The organism is Porcincola intestinalis (genome assembly GCF_009696445.1).
GTDB lineage: Bacteria > Bacillota > Clostridia > Lachnospirales > Lachnospiraceae > Porcincola > Porcincola intestinalis.
The window spans coordinates 129,656-146,198 of record NZ_VULZ01000005.1; the positions used below are offsets into that span (position 1 = coordinate 129,656).

The following is a 16,543-nucleotide window of genomic DNA, read 5'->3' on the forward strand; positions in this document are numbered from 1 at the left end:
GGCTGTTTTATTTTGCAAATCTGTCTGATATAATGAGGAACAGACTGAAAAACGGCAGGTTGCCGGGAAGGATTGATGAAAGATGACAGATGAAACAAGAGCATTCAGAACCCGCCTTGAGGAGCTGACGCATGAGGCGAAGGAAAACGGGAACCGTATTTCCGTCCAGCAGGTACGGGAGAAACTGAAGGATACAGGCATCGATGAGACAAAGCTTCAGATGGTCTGCAGCTATCTCGATATGATGTCGGTCGAGGTCTATGATGAAGACATGCCGGAGGCGGCATCCGGCGCCGGCGATGAGCATGTACGGAGTCTGGAGCACTATCTGGACGAGCTTGCAGCCCTGCCTCAGATGGATGAGGTGGAGGAGCTGACGCTGTTTCACATGGCGGCTGAAGGACACGAGGAAGCCAGAGCGCGGCTGACGGAGCGGTATCTTCAGACAGTGTGTGACCTGGCCGGGGAGATTGAAGCGCGGGAAACCGGAAAGGATCCTGAGAACAGGCTGCCTGCGGGTGCAGAAAGACTGAACCTTGAAGGAGAATTCACGGCGGAGGACCTGGTTCAGGAGGGGAATGTCGGCCTCTTGATGGCGCTGGAAAACTTGCAGCATCAGGAGAGCCTTGCCGCTTATCGGGCGGTGCTTTTGAACGAGGTGACTAGCTACCTGGAGGGCGTTGTCGAAGCACAGAAGGCAGAAAGAAAATCGGATCAGCGGATTCTGAACCGGATGAATCAGCTGGCAGACGCTTCACATGATCTGGAGCAGGAGCTGGATAGAAAGCCGTCACTTGAAGAACTTTCAGCTTACCTGGATCTTCCGGCTGAGGAGATCCAGGATCTTCTCAGAGTCGGAGGCGAAAAGCTGAAGGCAGACGATCTCTGATCCGAAACCCGTCAGAACTCAGGAAGAAATGTAAGACGGTCAGGTAGTGCAATTTATACAAAAGACATTGATTTTCAATCGGAAAAAGTTTACACTATAGCTAGCATGTGGTGAATGTGAATAGAGAATCAGTATAATCTGCTGAACATTTCTACATTTTTTCATGATAGGAGAAATCAATGATCTCTAATCAGATTCTGCAGTCTACACTGGACGGACTCAAACAGATCACACGGGTGGATATGTGCGTGGTGGACACGGAGGGTGTCATGCTTGCTTCCACCTTTGGTGAGGAGGCGGACTTTCGGGATGCTGTCGTCAGCTTTGAAAATTCACCGGCTGAGAGTCAGGTCATCTCAAACTATCAGTTTTTTAAGGTGCTCGATGAGGGACATCTGGAGTATGTGCTGATTGCAAGCGGCAATTCTGATGATGTCTATACGACCGGGAAGCTGACAGCATTCCAGCTCCAGTGCCTTCTGGTTGCCTACAAGGAACGGTTTGACAAGGATAACTTTATCAAGAATCTGCTCCTGGACAACCTGCTGCTTGTGGATATCTATAACAGGGCCAAGAAGCTTCATATTGATACAGAATCGAGGCGGGTTGTCTATATTCTGGAACCGGAGGGAGACGGGGAGGCAGCCGGCCTTGAGGAAATCCGTGGATTGCTGGGCGCAAGGTCCGGGGATTTTATCACGGAGATTGATGAGAAGAGTATCATCATCGTGAAGGAGATTCTGCTCTCGGACGGTCCGAAGGAGCTGAACGAATATGCCCTGGAGATGCTGGACGCTCTGCCGCAGGAGAAGCGCGCGACCGCCATTATCGCCTATGGAACGGTTGTCGGGGAATTGAAAGACGTGTCCAGGTCGTATAAGGAAGCGAGGATGGCGCTGAACGTCGGCAAGATTTTCTTTGAGGAAAAGCATGTCATCGCCTACAGCCGCCTGGGCATCGGGCGCCTGATCTATCAGCTTCCGATACCGCTGTGCAAGATGTTCATCCGGGAAGTATTCGACGGAAAGTCGCCGGATGAGTTTGATGAGGAGACGCTGACGACGATCAACAAGTTCTTTGAGAACAGCCTGAATGTGTCAGAGACCTCAAGACAGCTGTATATTCACAGAAACACACTTGTGTACCGTCTTGATAAGCTCCAGAAGCAGACAGGTCTTGATCTGCGCATATTCGATGACGCCATAACCCTGAAGATTGCGCTGATGGTTGTCAAGTATATGAAGCACATGGAAAAAAGCCCTGATTATTGAAATCAGGGCTCTGGGGAAGATTGACGGGCGCGCGCTTCTGCAGCGTCTGTATGATCTGAAAAGTCAGGAGGCAGGGTAAGACGCACCGTTTCGATGCGTCTTTTTTTCATACACTCAACGCGGAGTGTAATGCCCTCCGGCGTCGTTACTTCATCCTTGGCACGGGGCAGACGGTCTCCAAGCTGCTGAATCAGATATCCGCCGATGGAGTCGTAGTCCTCTGATTCAAGATCGGTTCCCAGACGCTCGTTGAGATCATCCAGCTTGACACTGCCCTGGATCAGATAGGTATTCTGTCCGATCTTGCGGATCCAGTCCTGCTCATCGGCATCATATTCGTCCCGGATTTCCCCGACAAGCTCTTCGATGAGATCCTCGAAGGTGATCATGCCCGAGGCGGCGCCATATTCATCCAGGACGATGGCCAGGGAATAGTTGCCTGCCTGCATCTCCTCCATCAGCGAGACGACCGATTTGGACTCAAAGGTAAAGTACGGCTGGTACATGATCATCGCCGGAGAAAAATCCTTCTTTTTCGATTCCTCGAGAAAACAGAAGTCCTTGATGTTGATGATACCGACAATGTGGTCACGGCCGTCTCTGTAGACCGGAAGACGGGTAAACCGCTCCCGCTGGAAAACCTGGGAAATATGTCCGTAGCTGTCGTCCGCGCTGACGGCAACCATATCTGCCCGCGGGACCATGATGTCGCCGGCTGTCTGATCGGTAAGGTCATAGACGTTGTTGATCAGCGTACGTTCCTCACCGGTTGTCTCGCCTTCCTCATGGCTGACATCAACCATTGTCCGGATCTCATCCTCTGTGATGGTGGAGTCTCCGCCGGTTCGGCTGACATGAAGAAGCTTCATGGCTCCGGAGGAGAGGAGATTCACAGCCCAGATCAGAGGGGTCAGGACAATCATCAGGAAATGAATGACCGGGGCGTATCTCAGCGACAGTTTTTCAGAATTGACATTCGCCGCGTTTTTCGGCGTGATTTCGCCGAATATCAGAATCAGGAGCGTCAGGATGCCGGTAGCCAGTCCGACGCTCCGACTGCCGAAAAGGCTGATCGCCAGCGTTGTGGACAGTGAAGAAGCAGACAGGTTTACAACATTATTCCCGATCAGGATGCAGGACAGCATCTTTTCCTGGGCGTCAAGCACGCTGAGTACCGTGGCTGCGCGTCTGTTCCCCGCATCGGAGAGCGTCCGGATCCGGACACGGTTTACTGTTGTCAGAGCTGTCTCCGCGGAGGAGAAGAAGCCGGACAGCAGGATCAGAATCAGTAACAGGACAATCTGAATGCCAGTATGTGCTGACAACAGACACCACTTCCTTTCAGGATAAAATGACAGGGCAGCCTGTCCATCCGCTTCAGAGGGTTGCCCTTGCCACAATTTTATGGTAATTTCAGTGGAAATGCAATGAAAGGTGTTTTATTTTTCAAAAAAGTGTGCTATGTTGAGCGTATGGCAGAGATGCCATCGAATCAAATCATTCAGAAATCGTCTTCTCTTAATTTCTGTTTTCAACAATCCAGACAATGTGAAGGAAGTTTTATGACAAAAGATCAGTTGCAGCTGCTGTCTGTCGCCGTTCTCCGGGATATGGCGAAGAAAAGCGGTGTGAAGAGTATCTCGGCGCTGAGGAAAAGTGCGCTTGTAGATGCTCTTTTGGAGAACCAGAAGAACCATAGTGAAAACAGTTCCGGCCATGGCTCAGAGTCATCCGGTTTATCCCCGAAGGATCATGAGAGACGGGAGGAGCACGGAAGACAGAATCCGGACCGTGATGAGAGCCGGGTGCATGCTTCGGGAGCGAGCCGTAAGTCAGCGAAGGCGAATGGAGCAGGCTCTGCCCGCGGAGAAGAACTGCAGGATGTTACCGGAAACAGGGCGCAGCAGACAACCGGTGTAAGCCATGAGACAATAAAGCCGGTTGAAACAGGCTCCAGCCGCAGTGAAGAGCTGCAGGACGGCACCGGATCTGGAACGCGGCAGATACCGGGTGTGAGTCGTGAGACAGTCCGGACGGATGAGAAAGCGCCGGGACACAGCAGCCGGACAGCCGGCACCAGACGCGAGAGCGGTCAGAGCGGCAGTACCGGCCGTGAGGGTGGCCAGATGCAGGGGGCCAGAAGGCAGCTGCGGAGAAGGACGCCCCGGGAGCTGGCAAGAGGCAGGCAGCAAGTGACACGGACGGCGCAGTCGGCAGCCCGGAATTCCTATCCGGCGGGTGGAAACACCGGACTGTCCGGCTCTGCAGCCGGATATTCGGGAGCCGGGGCATCGGTGACCGGATCGAGGATGCCGGATCACCAGACGGTTTCCGACACTGCGGTCCAGGGGACCGGCGCTGCAGGTGCCGGAAACCGGGTGCAGGATCACAGGCAGGATCAGATTGCTTTGCCTGCAGGCAGCCAGGGAGCAGGGAGCAGAAATCCGGAGAACCAGAAGCCGGCACCGGAACGGGAACGGTTTCTCGGGGAGGATAACAAGCTTCCGATGGAACTGAAGGATCTCGATTCCGGCCATGAGGTGGGAGGTGTCCTGGAAGTCATGTCTGACGGATATGGGTTTATCCGTTCAGACAATTACCTTCCCGGAGATTCTGACATCTATGTGTCCCCATCCCAGATCAGGCGTTTCGGACTGCGCACGGGTGATATCATCACCGGCAATACCAGGATCCGGGCGCAGCAGGAAAAGTTTCAGGCGCTCCTGTTTGTCAGAACCGTGAACGGCCTGACGCCGGCAGAGATCGCGAACAGATGTACATTTGAAAGCATGACGCCGATCTTTCCGAACGAGCGGCTCCGCATGGAACGGACGCCGCGGGAAATCTCGATGCGGATTGTAGATTTAATTGCACCGATCGGAAAAGGACAGAGAGGCATGATTGTCTCGCCTCCGAAGGCCGGAAAAACAACCCTCCTGAAGGATGTCTCCAGATCCATTCTGCGAAACAACCCGGAGGTGCATATCATCATCATGCTGATCGATGAGCGCCCGGAGGAAGTGACGGACATTCGGGAGGCAATCACCGGAGACAACGTCGAGGTGCTCTACTCGACGTTCGACGAGACGCCGGAGCATCACAGACGCGTTGCCGAGATGGGAATCGAGCGCGCAAAACGTCTGGTTGAGCTGAAGAGGGATGTGGTCATTCTGCTTGATTCCATCACCAGGCTGGCGAGAGCATATAACCTGATCGTGCCTGCATCCGGGCGGACGCTGTCCGGAGGTATTGACCCCGCGGCGCTTCATCCGCCGAAAAAGTTCTTTGGTGCAGCCAGAAATATGAGAGAGGGCGGAAGTCTGACCATTCTGGCGACGGCGCTGATCGACACCGGCTCAAAGATGGATGATGTCGTCTATGAGGAATTCAAGGGAACCGGCAACATGGAGCTGATCCTGGACCGCAAGCTCTCTGAGCGGAGAATCTTCCCGGCAATCGACATACAGCGGTCGGGAACCAGGAGAGAGGATCTTCTGCTGAGCCGGGAGGAGGCGGATGCTGTCACGATCATGCGCAGGGCACTCAACGGCATGAAGAGCGACGAGGCGACGGAGCGGATTCTGGATCTGTTCATGCATACCAGATCGAACGAGGAACTGATCCGCACGATTCTGCGGCAGCGTATGGTGTGATGCTCCGCAGCAGCCGGTACAAAGGTGTTTACAAACATTTCAGGGCTGTGCTATACTTGCCCTGCTGTGCCTGATTGCAAGCAGAGGCAGGCCATTGAGGCGAATGGCTTTCAGGTACGCTAACTGCATGGACTTGCAGGGATTGCCCGCAGGGAGCGGGAATCTACGGCGGTGCGGGAAGGAAGCGCCGGCGCAGCAGTTCACATTCCGTCAGAGAGGTGAGAATTATGAAGGAAGGAATCCATCCGAAGTATTATCAGGCTACCGTTACATGCAACTGCGGGAATACATTCGTGACTGGCTCGACAAAGCCGGAGATTCACGTTGAGGTCTGCTCCAAGTGCCATTCGTTCTACACAGGACAGCAGAAGCAGGCTCAGGCTCGCGGACGTATTGATAAGTTCAATAAGAAGTACGGTTTCGGCAGCGAGAAGCAGTAATAAGGTTGCAGTTTTCGGAGGGTTGAGGTTGCTCAGAGAAGAGGCCTCAGCCCTTCTTTGTTTAAAGGAAAACAAACTTATGAAGTACTCAAACATCGGCGGGCAGGCTGTCATGGAAGGTGTCATGATGAGAAATGGAGCCCTCTATGCAGTTGCGGTCCGGACAGCTGACAATCAGATTACGGTCCAGACAGACGCGCATCATTCTGCCGCCGGAAAAGTCCGGAAGATTCCGATTGTCAGAGGAGTTGTTGCGTTCGTCGACTCACTTGTTCTGGGGATGAAGGCGCTCATGTTTTCAGCAGACCGGTTTGCGGAAGAATCGGAGAAGGAGCTGGAAGAGCGCCTGGCACAGGAACAGAAGAAAGCAGAGAAGAAGGCGGAGAAGCTGCAAAGAGCCGGCAGGGAAAAGGAAGCGGCGGCTGTCCTTGAAAAGGCGGGAGAGAATGCGCAGAAGGAAAGGGAAACGCTCAGGGAGAGATCCCGGTCCGGGAATGGCAAGTCGGAGGATTCTGACAACACCGTGCTCTTAACCCTCACAGTCATCATTTCGCTGGTGGTATCTGTTGCCTTGTTCATGATGCTGCCATATTTTCTTTCAAGACTTCTGAAGGGAATCGGGGCGCCGGAGGCAGTGATTTCCATCATGGAGGGTGTGCTTCGTCTGGCCATTTTCTTCGGATATATGCTGCTGATTTCCAAGATGAAGGACATTCAGCGGACATTCATGTACCACGGAGCGGAGCATAAGTGCATCAACTGCATCGAACACGGGCTGGAGCTGAATGTGGAGAATGTCAGGAAGAGCTCGAAGGAGCACAAGCGCTGCGGGACAAGCTTCCTGCTGTTTGTCATGATCGTCTCCATCGTGTTTTTCCTGTTTATCAGGACACCGGACCCGGTCATGAGGATTGTCATCCGGCTGCTTCTGATTCCGGTTGTCGCCGGAGTTTCCTATGAATTCATCCGCCTGGCCGGTCTGTATGACAACAGATTCGTCAATGCGCTTTCAAAACCGGGGCTGGCGCTCCAGGGGCTTACAACGAGGGAGCCGGATGATGCCCAGATCGAGGTAGGAATTGCATCTGTGGAGGCCGTTTTCAACTGGAAAAAGTATCTGAATGAGAACTTCGGTGCTCACTATGTGCTGACGGAGGCGGATGAGCCGAGGGGAGGAAAGGAGCTTTACACGCTGAGATGAAGGAGGTCAGGGCGAGCCGCCATGCAACCTACCGGCAGGTGAAAAGGGAAGCGGCGGAGAAACTCTCCGGACAGGGAGTACCGGACGCAGACATTGACGCCGGGCTTCTTCTTGAGTATGCCTCGTCGATGGACAGAACACAGCTTCTTCTCAGGGAAGAAGAAGAGGTGCCGGGGGCGATCCTGTCCCGTTACAGGGAGGCAGTGAGACTGAGAAGCTGCAGGATTCCGCTTCAGCAGATTACCGGAGAGGCAGACTTCTGCGGAATCCGGTTTGAGGTATCCGATCAGGTGCTGACGCCGAGGCAGGATACAGAGATCCTGGAGGAGGAAGCGGTAAAACAGATCCGGGTCCTTCAGAGGAAGGCTTGCGCCGGGGAAGCTTGCGGAGCGTGGAAAGACCGCAGGCCGGTCAGGGTTCTCGATCTTTGTACGGGCTCGGGCTGCCTGATTATTGCGGCGGCAAAGCTTTGTCCCGGTATCGAGGCAGTCGGAGCCGACATTTCAGGTCCGGCTCTTGACATTGCCAGAAGAAACGCTGAAAATTCAGGTACCGATGTGACATTTCTGGAGAGTGATCTTTTTGAGAAGGTTGAGGGAACCTTTGATGTGATTCTTTCCAATCCGCCCTATATCCGGACGGGAGACATCGGAGGACTGATGGACGAGGTCCGGGACCATGAGCCGCATATGGCACTGGACGGGGGACCGGACGGCCTTTCCTTTTACAGGAGAATTGTCAGCCTGGCGCCGCGGTATCTCAATCCCGGCGGCTGCCTTCTGTTTGAAATCGGTTTTGATGAGGGACAGGATGTGACGAGGATGCTGAGAGAGGCAGGTTTCGGGAATGTCAGGATCATCAGGGATCTGAATGGTCTGGATCGGGTGATCTCCTCGGTTTTTCCGGGCACTGATCTCGGACAGGAGTGACAGAATGGTATGTTTGAAAAACTGAAGGAAGTAAGGCGGAGACTGGAGGAGATTGACCGGTCTCTGAGCCATCCGGAGGCAGGCTCCGATCCCTCCTCTCTCGGAAGGCTGATGAAGGAGCGTTCGCGCCTGGAACCGGTTGTCACAGCCTACTCCCGGATCCAAAAAACCAGGGAGACGATTCAGGACCTGGAGGAGCTTCTTCGGGGGGAAACGGATCCGGAGATGGCATCTTATCTGAAGGAGGAGCTGAGAGCTTCCAGGCAGGAAGAGGAAGAACTGTCCGGAAAGCTTCAGCTTTTGTTGCTGCCGCGGGATGAGAACGACGGCAAGAATGTGGTTCTGGAGATCCGGGCAGGCGTCGGCGGCGATGAGGCAGCACTTTTTGCAGCCGATCTGTGCAGGATGTATCTTCGCTACTCGGAACGCAAGGGATGGAAGGCAGAGGTGACATCGGTCAATGAAAACGGACTCGGAGGATTCAAGGAATGCATCCTTCTGGTCAGCGGGGAAGATGCCTGGTCACACTTGAAGTACGAAAGCGGCACACACAGGGTGCAGCGGGTCCCGGAGACGGAGTCTGCCGGGAGAATTCACACATCGGCTGCGACTGTCGCGGTCATGCCGGAGGCGGACGAGATCGATGTAGATCTGGATCTTGGCGAGTGCAGATTTGATGTGTTCCGTGCACATGGTAATGGCGGTCAGTGTGTCAACACGACGGATTCCGCTGTCCGGCTCGTTCATATCCCGACAGGGATTGTCATATCCTGCCAGGATGAAAAGTCCCAGCTGAAGAACAAGGACAAGGCGATCCGGATTCTGCGATCCAAGCTTTATCTGCTTCGTCAGATGGAGCAGCAGGAGAGCGAGGCAAAAACCAGGAGGGATCAGATTGGCTCCGGGGACCGGAGCGAGAAGATCCGCACATACAACTTCCCGCAGGGAAGAGTTACTGACCACCGTGCGCATCTGACGGTATACCGGATTGATCAGATTATGGATGGCGACCTGGACCAGCTGGTCAACCCGCTGATCGCGGCGGAGCAGGCTGAAAAGCTGGCGAAGGCCGCAGAAGCATAAAGAGGAGGAAGTTTGAAATGGGGAAGTATTTCGGAACGGATGGGTTTCGCGGGGAGGCGAATGTGACCCTGAACGTGCAGCACGCATTTCAGGTCGGACGTTTTCTGGGCTGGTACTATGGACAGCAGCATGAGGATGGCAAGGCAAAGATTGTCATTGGAAAGGATACCAGAAGATCCAGCTACATGTTTGAGGATGCGCTGAGCGCTGGACTTGTCGCTTCCGGTGCGGATGCTTATCTGCTTCATGTGACGACGACACCGTCTGTCGCCTTCTGCGTCCGCCTGGATGACTTTGACTGCGGGATCATGATTTCGGCGAGCCACAATCCATACTATGACAATGGGATCAAGATTATCTCCGGAACAGGACAGAAGATTGATGCTTCCATCGAGGAAAAGATTGAGGCCTACATCGATGGCAGAAGCGGAGAGATCCCGCTTGCAACACGCGATCGGATTGGCCGCACGCAGGATTATGTGGCGGGCAGAAACCGTTATATCGGCTACCTGATTTCTCTTGCAACCCGTTCCTTCAAAAACTACCGGATCGGAATTGACTGCTCCAACGGCAGCTCCAGCTCGATTGCAAAGAGTGTGTTTGATGCACTCGGTGCAAAGACTTACGTCATCAACAACCACCCGGATGGCACGAATATCAATGCAGACTGCGGGAGCACCCATATCCATGCGCTTCAGGAATTTGTAAAGGAAAACAGCCTGGATATCGGTTTTGCCTACGATGGGGATGCAGACCGCTGCATCGCGGTCGACGAGGCTGGCCGGGAGGTTAACGGCGACCTGATCATGTATGTCTGCGGCAAATATATGAAAGAGCACGGACAGCTCAAGGACAACACAGTTGTCACAACCGTGATGTCGAACATCGGCCTGTACAAGGCGCTGGAGCGTGAGGGCATGCGCTACGAGCAGACACAGGTGGGTGACAAATATGTCTATGAGAATATGTCGGCAAATGGGTACAGCCTCGGGGGTGAGCAGTCCGGGCACATTATCTTCAGCAAGCATGCGACGACAGGGGACGGAATCCTGACTTCGCTGATGGTGATGGAGACGATGATTGCCTCCAAGCGGACACTCGGGGATCTGCAGGCAGAATGCCGCATCTACCCGCAGCTGCTCAAGAATGTGCGCGTGGCTGACAAAAAGGCTGTGATGGAAAACGAAAAAGTGAAGGCCGCAGTTGAAAAGGCAAAGGAGGAACTCGGCTCGGATGGCCGCATCCTCGTTCGCCCCTCAGGAACGGAGCCGGTCGTCCGCGTGATGGTGGAAGCCGAGTCGGATGACCTCTGCGCAAAGTATGTCTATGACGTGGCAGCCGTGATGCGCAGCGAGGGCCTTGTGATAGGCTGATAAGCCGGAAAGGATTGTATGGATTTACCAAAGTCGCTATTCAAGGAGGTCACACTTGCGGATCAGGAGCTTCTTCTCCCATTCTACAGAAGGCTGAATTCCCGTTCCTGCGATGACTGTTTTTCAAACCTGTATCTGTGGAAACATCTCGAACCCATGGAGTACCAGATATCAGATGGTGTACTGATTCTGAAGTCGAAGACGCCGAAGCCCTTTTTCCGGTTCCCGATGGGAGAGCAGGAAAAGCTCCCTGCCGTACTGGATGCAATGGTCGGCCTGGCGAGTGAGGAAGGGGTGCCGTTCAAAATCCGGTATGTGACGAAGGAACAGTTCGATCTGATTGAGACAGCCTGCCCGGGGAAGTTCCGTTTTGAGCCGACCCGGAATTACTGGGATTATGTCTATGAGACAGAGAAGCTGAAGAACCTGTCCGGACGGAAATATCACGGGAAGAAAAATCATATCAACAAATTCCTTCGGGATTATCCGGACTGGTCCTTTGAGCCGATCACAGATGATAATGTGGAAGAATGCTTCCAGATGGGGCTGAAGTGGCGGGTGCTGAATGACTGTGATGAGCTTTACGAGAAGCGGATTGAGATGTGCGTGGCGCTGAACTCGCTCCGGCTTTTGAAGGAGCTTCATCTGACAGGCGGCCTCCTCCGGGTGAATGGACAGGTCGTGGCCTATACGATCGGGGAAAAGGTGAATGACAATACCTTTGTGGTCCATATCGAGAAGGCACTGACAGATGTCGAGGGAGCCTACACCGTGATCAATCAGCAGTTTGTCGAGCACGCGATGGACGGGATTCCATATGTAAACCGGGAAGACGATACCGGAGATGAAGGCCTCCGGGAGGCAAAGGAGAGCTATCATCCGGTGATGATGGTTGAAAAAGGCGAGGTGACGCTTCAGTGATTGCAAGGGCAATGCAGGAACTTGTGCAGAATTCAAGTGCGATCCGGGCCATGTTTGAGGAAGGCAGGCGGATGGCGGCGGAATACGGGGCAGAGAATGTCTATGACTTTTCCCTCGGAAATCCGAACGTTCCGGCTCCGGCAGGTGTCGGCGCGCAGATCAGAAACCTGACGGAGACAGTTCCGCCGCTGAAGCTTCACGGCTATATGCCCAATGCCGGTTTTGAGGAAGTTCGGGAGAGGATTGCGGACAGTCTGAATAAAAGATTTTTCACATCATTCGGCAGTTACAACATTTTGATGACGGTTGGTGCAGCCGGCGGACTGAACGTGGCGCTGAAGACCTTGCTTGACCCGGGGGATGAGGTGCTGGTATTCGCTCCATTCTTTGGTGAATACCGAAGCTATGTGGCGAATCACCAGGGCGTGCTCAGGGTCGTGCCGCCTGAGCCGGAGCACTTCCTTTTGAACCTTGAGGCAGCGGAGAGGCTGGTCAGCAGACAGACAAAGGCTGTCATTCTGAACAATCCGAACAATCCGACCGGAGTGGTTTACCCGGAGGACCAGATCCGGCAGCTTTCAGAGCTGCTCTGCCGGATGGAGAAAAAGTATGGCACATCGATCTACCTGATTTCCGATGAACCGTACAGGGAGCTGGTATACGATGGGAAAAAGGTTCCGTTTCTGACAAAGTATTATCACAACACGATCGTGGGCTATTCGTTCAGCAAATCGCTGTCTCTTCCGGGGGAACGGATCGGGTATCTCGTGATGCCGGATGAGCTGGATGATGCGCGGCAGATTCAGGCAGCGGCAGCGGTTGCAAACCGTGTCCTCGGATTTGTCAATGCGCCAAGCCTGATGCAGCTGGCAGTCGCGGGGTGCCTGGAGGCGAAGGTGGATCTGGATTTCTATGATCGGAACAGAAAAAGCCTCTGCGAGGGTCTGGACAGATATGGATATTCCTATGTGAAGCCGGAAGGAGCCTTCTACCTGTGGCTGAAGAGCCCGCTGGAGGATGAGAGGGACTTTGTCGCGGAGGCAAAGAAAGAGCATCTTCTGCTTGTGCCCGGGCGGTCATTTGAGGGACCCGGATATGTCCGGATTGCCTACTGTGTTTCACCTGAGACGATCGAGCGGTCCATGCCGGCTTTTGGAAGACTGGCAGAGCGGACAGTCCGCCGTTCGTGGGAAAAGTGATGGCGATTTGAGCCGGCATGTCTGCTGAATGGCTGAAAAACACGCGTGGCAGTAATCAGACTGGGAAGGACGAGGAGGAGAGAAAGATGGCTTCATGGGAAGATGGCGTCAGAAGAGTCGTGCCGTACACACCCGGCGAGCAACCGAAGGATCTTCACATTGTAAAGCTGAATACAAATGAAAATCCGTACCCTCCATCACCGGGGGTGCTGGCCGCGCTTTCGGGCGTGACAGAGGATAGCCTCCGAAGGTATCCGGATCCGGCGGCAGCCGTTCTGACAAAGACGCTGGCGGATGCATATCATGTCTCCCCGGATCAGGTGTTTGTCGGGGTCGGGTCGGATGATGTGCTGGCGATGAGCTTCCTGACTTTCTTCAATTCCGGAAAGCCCATTCTCTTCCCGGATATTACGTACTCCTTCTATGAGGTCTGGGCCGATCTGTTCCGGATCCCGTATCAGAAGCAGAAACTGAATGCGGATTTTGAGATCGTCAGGAACGATTATCTGAAGGAGAATGGAGGAATCATCTTTCCAAATCCCAACGCGCCGACAGGCGTTTTGATGGAGAAGGGAGCGGTGCGGGACATTCTCCGCGCCAATCCGGGCAGTGTTGTGATTGTGGATGAAGCCTATATTGATTTTGCCCCGGAGGGATCCAGTGCGCTGTCCTTGCTTCCGGAATTCGAGAATCTGCTTGTTGTGCAGACGTTTTCGAAGAGCAGAAGCATGGCCGGCATGCGGATCGGATTTGCAATTGGCTCAGAAAAGCTGATTCATTATCTGAATGACTGCAAGTATTCTTTCAATTCCTACACGATGAATCAGGCTGCACTTGCCGCCGGAAAAGCTGCCGCGGAGGATTCCGGGTGGTACAGAGAGACAGTCAGGAAGGTGATTGCGACGCGGGAGAGGAGCAAAAAAGAGCTGTCGGCACTTGGCTTTTCCTTTGCCAATTCACAGACGAACTTTTTGTTTGTCCGGCATGAGAAGGCGAAGGCAAGGGATCTGTTTCAGGCGCTCAGAAGGGCGGGTATCATTGTCCGGTACTTTGACAGCCCGCGGATCGACGATTATCTGCGGATCACGATCGGGACGGACGAGCAGATGGACATTCTGTTTGACTTCCTGAAATCGAATCTGTAAACCCATCATAAAGTGGAATAATAAGGAGTTTTCTCTATGACGAACGCAGTTGCCGTCTGGTTCGCGAATAACCTGGGACATATCATGCCCGCCGAGTTGGTCTGTTTCATTGTCTCTCTCTTCCCGATTCTTGAGTGCAGGGGAGGCCTGATTGTGGCGAAGCTCCTCGGGGTGAATCTGCTGACAGCCCTTCCGATCTGCATCATCGGAAACATTCTTCCGGTTCCGTTTATCCTGCTTCTGCTGAATAAGATTTTTCAGTTTTTCAAGAGAACGAAACATCACAAACTGGTCGATAAGATTGAGGCACACGCGATGAAGAAGAGTGAAAGCCTCAGCAGGGGGGAATTTCTGGGACTTCTGCTTTTTGTCGGAATTCCGCTTCCGGGGACAGGCGCCTGGACCGGCAGCATGATCGCGGCCCTGCTTGGAATGGACAGGAAGAGATCCTCTGTGGCAATCGGACTTGGTGTCCTGCTTGCTGCATTTATCATCTCGGTGATTTTCTATGGACTGCTCGGAGGTGTCATTCACTGAACATGGCTATGTATGAAAGCTTTGCGCAGGTTTATGACAAATTCATGGACAATGTCCCGTATGACAGCTGGTCACGGCAGCTTTGCCGGATTCTTTCCCGCTACGGGATTGACGATGGGCTTGTCCTCGACCTGGGCTGCGGGACAGGTCAGATGACCAGGCGCCTCAGGGACAGAGGCTATGACATGATCGGCGTTGACGGCTCTGAGGACATGCTCCAGGTGGCGATGGAACATGAACAGGGAAGGGGAGACATTCTGTATCTTCTGCAGGACATGCGGGCCTTTGAGCTGTATGGGACGGTCAGGGCGGTCTGCTCGTGCTGTGACTGCCTGAATTATCTGGAGTCGGAGGAGGATCTGCTGACGGTTTTCAAACTGGTGGAGAATTATCTGGACCCGGGCGGCATCTTTGTGTTTGATATGAACACAGCGTATTATTACGAACATGAGCTTGCGCAGAATGTCTTTGCGGATGTGAGAGAGGAATGCACACTGGTCTGGGAGAACGATTATCATCCTGATCTCTGTGAAAATGAATATGACCTGACGATATTTGCCCGACTTGAGAACGGACTTTACCAGAGGACATCCGAGACTCATGTTGAGAGAGCCTACCCGATGGAGACCGTGAAGAGACTGGCGGAGGAAGCCGGGCTGATTTTTCAGGCGGCCTTCGATGGTTATTCGGAACGGCCGCTTGCGCCGGACAGCAGCCGGATGCTGCTTGTATTTCGGGAGTCCGGAAGAAAGCTTTGCGGGCAGACGAAAAGCGACTCCGGCCTGACACCTGGAAAGTCGTGACAGGGCTGAGATGCCTGAGGCGGGCTATGGATCTGCATGGATGCCGCAGACGCTCAGCGGTTGCCTTGGACTTTGGAATCGTGTATGCTGAAGGGCGGCAATCAACCATCCGGACAGGTTTTGAAAGAAGGGAGACAGCCTTACATGAAGTTTACCAAGATGCATGGCTGCGGCAATGACTACGTTTATGTGAATGGGTTTGAGGAGACCGTGCAGGACCCGGAGAAGGCGGCGGTTTTCATATCCGACCGTCATTTCGGAGTCGGGTCGGATGGACTGATCATCATCAGACCTTCTCGGACGGCGGATTGTTTCATGGACATGTACAACGCAGACGGATCCAGAGGGAAGATGTGCGGGAACGGAATCCGCTGTGTGGCGAAGTATGTTTATGACCACGGGATGGTGCAAAAGGAACGGATGACCGTCGAGACTCTTTCCGGAGTCAAGACGCTCGATCTTCACGTGAAGGATGGGAAGGTCGAAACCGTACGCGTCGATATGGGAAGCCCGGTGCTGGAGCCGGAGAAGATTTCGGTCCGCCCCAGAGAGGCCGATGGATGCCTCATTTCTGAGAAAAAGCCTTACGGAAGGGTTATTCTGGATGCGCCGCTGAACGTGAATGGGCAGAGCTGGCCTGTTACCTGCGTCTCGATGGGCAATCCCCATTGTGTTACAAGGGTCAGGGATCCGTATGGGCTGGATCTTCCGGCGATCGGGCCTCATTTTGAGCACCACCCGATATTCCCGGAGGGAGTGAATACGGAATTCATTCATGTCGATGACAGGGAGAATGTCCGGATGCGTGTCTGGGAACGCGGGAGCGGCGAAACCTGGGCATGCGGAACAGGCGCGTGCGCCGTCGGAGTGGCCTGTATTCTGAACGGATGGACAGACAGGAAGGTGCTGGTTCACCTGCGTGGCGGCGATCTTCTGGTCGAGTGGGACGAGGAGAAAAACACGGTCTTCATGACCGGCCCGGCTGTCACGGTTTTTGAGGGCGAGATTCGTTTGTAAGCGATTCAATCAGAACGGCCTGAGAAAGGCAGTATTCCAGAGCGGCGGCAGTAGGTTAGACAGAGAAGAGCTGTCAGAGAGG

Annotated in this window: 15 protein-coding genes; 14 read left to right on the forward strand and 1 reads right to left on the reverse strand. The window is 53.9% G+C overall.

Annotated features, from left to right (window positions below; all coding sequences use genetic code 11):
* Positions 1–82 precede the first annotated feature (82 nt).
* Together FYJ35_RS06300 and FYJ35_RS06305 are read left to right on the forward strand one after the other, a co-directional pair.
* Entirely contained in the window at positions 83–889 is an 807-nt protein-coding gene (locus FYJ35_RS06300) for a sigma-70 domain-containing protein (RefSeq protein ID WP_154524661.1), read from the forward strand.
* A 179-nt stretch (positions 890–1,068) separates the two neighbouring features.
* Positions 1,069–2,160, forward strand: coding sequence for a PucR family transcriptional regulator (locus tag FYJ35_RS06305; RefSeq protein ID WP_154524663.1), 1,092 nt, complete (start codon positions 1,069–1,071; stop codon positions 2,158–2,160).
* 2 nt (positions 2,161–2,162) lie between these two features.
* Here the strand turns inward: FYJ35_RS06305 and FYJ35_RS06310 are convergent, their stop codons facing one another.
* Positions 2,163–3,485, reverse strand: a complete 1,323-nt coding sequence (locus tag FYJ35_RS06310) for an HlyC/CorC family transporter (RefSeq protein WP_154524665.1) — start codon at positions 3,483–3,485, stop codon at positions 2,163–2,165.
* 237 nt (positions 3,486–3,722) lie between these two features.
* On the opposite strand from FYJ35_RS06310, the gene rho reads away from it, so the two are divergent.
* The 12 genes from rho (at position 3,723) to dapF (ending at position 16,461) form a co-directional block, all read left to right on the forward strand.
* Positions 3,723–5,813: a transcription termination factor Rho gene (gene rho / locus FYJ35_RS06315; RefSeq protein ID WP_205839744.1), complete on the forward strand. Its 2,091-nt coding sequence runs from the start codon at positions 3,723–3,725 to the stop codon at positions 5,811–5,813.
* 227 nt (positions 5,814–6,040) lie between these two features.
* Complete coding sequence (gene rpmE / locus FYJ35_RS06320) at positions 6,041–6,253, forward strand: 50S ribosomal protein L31 (RefSeq protein WP_154524686.1); 213 nt, start codon at positions 6,041–6,043, stop codon at positions 6,251–6,253.
* Positions 6,254–6,332: 79 nt separating this feature from the next.
* Complete coding sequence (locus FYJ35_RS06325) at positions 6,333–7,454, forward strand: DUF1385 domain-containing protein (RefSeq protein ID WP_154524688.1); 1,122 nt, start codon at positions 6,333–6,335, stop codon at positions 7,452–7,454.
* The gene (gene prmC, locus FYJ35_RS06330; protein WP_154524690.1) at positions 7,451–8,383 is read left to right on the forward strand and encodes a peptide chain release factor N(5)-glutamine methyltransferase; all 933 of its coding nucleotides are present in this window, start codon (positions 7,451–7,453) and stop codon (positions 8,381–8,383) included. Before FYJ35_RS06325 ends, prmC begins: the two co-directional genes overlap by 4 nt.
* Positions 8,384–8,392: 9 nt before the next feature.
* Positions 8,393–9,466 carry a peptide chain release factor 1 gene (gene prfA / locus FYJ35_RS06335; RefSeq protein ID WP_154524692.1) on the forward strand — a complete coding sequence of 358 codons (1,074 nt, stop codon included), beginning with the start codon at positions 8,393–8,395 and terminating at the stop codon, positions 9,464–9,466.
* A 17-nt stretch (positions 9,467–9,483) separates the two neighbouring features.
* Complete coding sequence (gene glmM / locus FYJ35_RS06340) at positions 9,484–10,839, forward strand: phosphoglucosamine mutase (RefSeq protein ID WP_154524694.1); 1,356 nt, start codon at positions 9,484–9,486, stop codon at positions 10,837–10,839.
* An 18-nt stretch (positions 10,840–10,857) separates the two neighbouring features.
* Positions 10,858–11,760 carry a DUF2156 domain-containing protein gene (locus FYJ35_RS06345; RefSeq protein WP_154524696.1) on the forward strand — a complete coding sequence of 301 codons (903 nt, stop codon included), beginning with the start codon at positions 10,858–10,860 and terminating at the stop codon, positions 11,758–11,760.
* Entirely contained in the window at positions 11,757–12,959 is a 1,203-nt protein-coding gene (locus FYJ35_RS06350; protein ID WP_328597054.1) for a pyridoxal phosphate-dependent aminotransferase, read from the forward strand. The genes FYJ35_RS06345 and FYJ35_RS06350 overlap by 4 nt, the downstream gene beginning before the upstream one ends.
* An 86-nt stretch (positions 12,960–13,045) precedes the next feature.
* Positions 13,046–14,104, forward strand: a complete 1,059-nt coding sequence (gene hisC / locus FYJ35_RS06355; protein WP_154524698.1) for a histidinol-phosphate transaminase — start codon at positions 13,046–13,048, stop codon at positions 14,102–14,104.
* Between the two features lie 36 nt (positions 14,105–14,140).
* Complete coding sequence (locus tag FYJ35_RS06360) at positions 14,141–14,641, forward strand: COG2426 family protein (protein ID WP_154524700.1); 501 nt, start codon at positions 14,141–14,143, stop codon at positions 14,639–14,641.
* 2 nt (positions 14,642–14,643) lie between these two features.
* Positions 14,644–15,444 (forward strand): class I SAM-dependent DNA methyltransferase, encoded by an 801-nt coding sequence (locus FYJ35_RS06365; protein WP_154524702.1) that lies wholly within the window; start codon positions 14,644–14,646, stop codon positions 15,442–15,444.
* A 144-nt stretch (positions 15,445–15,588) separates the two neighbouring features.
* On the forward strand, positions 15,589–16,461 hold the full coding sequence (gene dapF, locus FYJ35_RS06370; protein ID WP_154524704.1) for a diaminopimelate epimerase: 873 nt from the start codon (positions 15,589–15,591) through the stop codon (positions 16,459–16,461).
* Positions 16,462–16,543: the final 82 nt, after the last annotated feature.

What these genes read in the sequence shown, in the direction of transcription:
- FYJ35_RS06300 (WP_154524661.1), top strand. Translation starts at nt 83, where the DNA reads ATGACAGATGAAACAAGAGCATTCAGAACCCGCCTTGAGGAGCTGACG.
- FYJ35_RS06305 (WP_154524663.1), top strand. Translation starts at nt 1,069, where the DNA reads ATGATCTCTAATCAGATTCTGCAGTCTACACTGGACGGACTCAAACAG.
- rho (WP_205839744.1), top strand. Translation starts at nt 3,723, where the DNA reads ATGACAAAAGATCAGTTGCAGCTGCTGTCTGTCGCCGTTCTCCGGGAT.
- rpmE (WP_154524686.1), top strand. Translation starts at nt 6,041, where the DNA reads ATGAAGGAAGGAATCCATCCGAAGTATTATCAGGCTACCGTTACATGC.
- FYJ35_RS06325 (WP_154524688.1), top strand. Translation starts at nt 6,333, where the DNA reads ATGAAGTACTCAAACATCGGCGGGCAGGCTGTCATGGAAGGTGTCATG.
- prmC (WP_154524690.1), top strand. Translation starts at nt 7,451, where the DNA reads ATGAAGGAGGTCAGGGCGAGCCGCCATGCAACCTACCGGCAGGTGAAA.
- prfA (WP_154524692.1), top strand. Translation starts at nt 8,393, where the DNA reads ATGTTTGAAAAACTGAAGGAAGTAAGGCGGAGACTGGAGGAGATTGAC.
- glmM (WP_154524694.1), top strand. Translation starts at nt 9,484, where the DNA reads ATGGGGAAGTATTTCGGAACGGATGGGTTTCGCGGGGAGGCGAATGTG.
- FYJ35_RS06345 (WP_154524696.1), top strand. Translation starts at nt 10,858, where the DNA reads ATGGATTTACCAAAGTCGCTATTCAAGGAGGTCACACTTGCGGATCAG.
- hisC (WP_154524698.1), top strand. Translation starts at nt 13,046, where the DNA reads ATGGCTTCATGGGAAGATGGCGTCAGAAGAGTCGTGCCGTACACACCC.
- FYJ35_RS06360 (WP_154524700.1), top strand. Translation starts at nt 14,141, where the DNA reads ATGACGAACGCAGTTGCCGTCTGGTTCGCGAATAACCTGGGACATATC.
- FYJ35_RS06365 (WP_154524702.1), top strand. Translation starts at nt 14,644, where the DNA reads ATGGCTATGTATGAAAGCTTTGCGCAGGTTTATGACAAATTCATGGAC.
- dapF (WP_154524704.1), top strand. Translation starts at nt 15,589, where the DNA reads ATGAAGTTTACCAAGATGCATGGCTGCGGCAATGACTACGTTTATGTG.